The following is a 1,765-nucleotide window of genomic DNA, read 5'->3' on the forward strand; positions in this document are numbered from 1 at the left end:
GGAGGCGCGGCGTTCGGGCGGGCGGGTCCGCACGCGTTGCCACCCCCGGCGCAACCGGCTACAGGGACGGAGCGCGCACCGCGCGGGCGGCAACAGCGGGGAGGGAACGCTTGAGTGCCATGGTGCCCGCCGGAAAGGGACGCGCAACCGGGGTAGACGACATGCTCAGACTGGAGATTCCGGGCCGCGAGGCCCTTGAACTGGACCATCTGGTCCTGGACTACAACGGCACCATCGCGGCGACCGGCGCGCTGGTGGACGGAGTGGCCGAACGTATCGCCCGGCTGGCCGGTGAACTGACCGTGCACGTGGTCACGGCGGACACCTTCGGCTCCGTGGCATCAGCCCTGGCCGGGCTGCCGGTGCGCCTGCACGTGCTGCCGCCCGGCATGCAGGACGAGGCCAAGCGGCGCTACGTGGCCGACCTGGGCTCGCTGCGCACAGTGGCCATGGGCAACGGGCGCAACGATCTGCTCATGCTGCTGGAAGCAGGGCTTTCCGTGGCGGTGATGGGTGACGAGGGTGCCTCGGTGCAGACGCTGTGCGCCGCCGACGTGGCCGTGCGTCACATCTGCGACGGGCTTGACCTTCTGCTGCATCCCTTGCGGCTGGTGGCCACGCTGCGCAGGTAGGGGGGCGGCAAACCGCGCCGCCATTGCCGCTGTCGAAGCCAGTGCCGCGCCGTCGGTGTGAAGATGTCGATGCGCAGGGGCGGTGTTTGTCCGTGCGGCCCGGGGGCGCCGTGGCCGCATCGGCGTCTGCCCGTGGCAGGGATGCGGCAAGCCGTTCGGCCGTCGTCCGCCTATTGTCCGTTCAGGGCGCGCTCCACGATGCGGGCGTAGGTGCCGTCGGCCTTCATGTCCCGGATTGCCGCATCGAAATCGCGCAGCAGGTGATGCTGGGCGTCCTGCCTGCGAAAGGCCAGGTGTACCGGCATCACCGCCAACGGTTGCTGGGCCATGGTCACCAGGCTGGTCAGCCCCAGCCGCTCCCGCAGCCACAGGCCCCCTTCGCGGGTGATGATGGCGCCGTCCAGCCGCCCCCCGGCCACCTTCAGCAGGTTCTGGGCCTCGCTGCCCGCTTCCTCTGTGGTGAAGGTGCCCGCCTTGTGCGCGGCGTCCAGCGCATCGCCGTAGCTCCACCCGCGCACCACGCCCAGCCGCATGCCCCGCAGCGCGGCCAGGGGCGAGCCGCCCAGCCCCGCAGGGGCCGTTCCGCCCGATCCCGCAAAGGCATGGGGTATCGCCGCGTTTGCCGGAAGCACCAGATGCAGGCGTTCTTCGAACAGGGGGGCGGAAAAGTCGTGCACCGACCGGCGCTGGGCGGTGGCGTACAGGCCGCATACCCCAACCCGCACCCCCGCGTGGCCCCCCGATTGCGTATCGGACCGCGCACCTGACTGCTTGGCGGACCGCTCGCCGGAACGTTCCCCGGTATGCTCATGGTTCAATTCCGCCATGGCCCTGGCCCACGGCGTGGGCACCATGACTGCCGCAAGGCCCATGCGGCGAAAGGCCTCTGCCGCAAGCTCCGGGTAGATGCCGCGTGCGATGGACTGCGCGCCCGCCCCCCTGTAGGCATACGGGGGCAAGTCTTCATCGCACAGGACATGCAGCGGTTGGGATGCGGGCCGGATGTGCAGACCAGCGGGGGGCGAGGTGACCTCGGCACAACGCGCGCCGGGCGGAAAGACCAGTGCGGCGGCCAGCGCCGGCAGGATCGTGGCCAGCAGCAGGAAGCGGACCGCGCCGGGCAGCCCCCGCCG

Annotated in this window: 2 protein-coding genes; one reads left to right on the plus strand and one right to left on the minus strand. The window is 71.1% G+C overall.

Annotated features, from left to right (window positions below):
- Positions 1 to 161: 161 nt before the first annotated feature.
- Positions 162 to 632: an HAD family hydrolase gene (locus FVW27_RS14765; protein ID WP_167126517.1), complete on the plus strand. Its 471-nt coding sequence runs from the start codon at positions 162 to 164 to the stop codon at positions 630 to 632.
- A 170-nt stretch (positions 633 to 802) separates the two neighbouring features.
- On the opposite strand, the gene FVW27_RS14770 is transcribed toward FVW27_RS14765, so the two are convergent.
- Positions 803 to 1,765 (minus strand): substrate-binding periplasmic protein (locus FVW27_RS14770; protein WP_167126520.1); only part of this gene is annotated, 963 nt, incomplete at its 5' end.

Source organism: Nitratidesulfovibrio liaohensis (assembly GCF_011682075.1).
Lineage (GTDB): Bacteria > Desulfobacterota > Desulfovibrionia > Desulfovibrionales > Desulfovibrionaceae > Cupidesulfovibrio > Cupidesulfovibrio liaohensis.

Excerpts from the sequence above, each read along its gene's own strand:
- FVW27_RS14765 (WP_167126517.1), top strand. The coding sequence starts at position 162 with ATGCTCAGACTGGAGATTCCGGGCCGCGAGGCCCTTGAACTGGACCAT.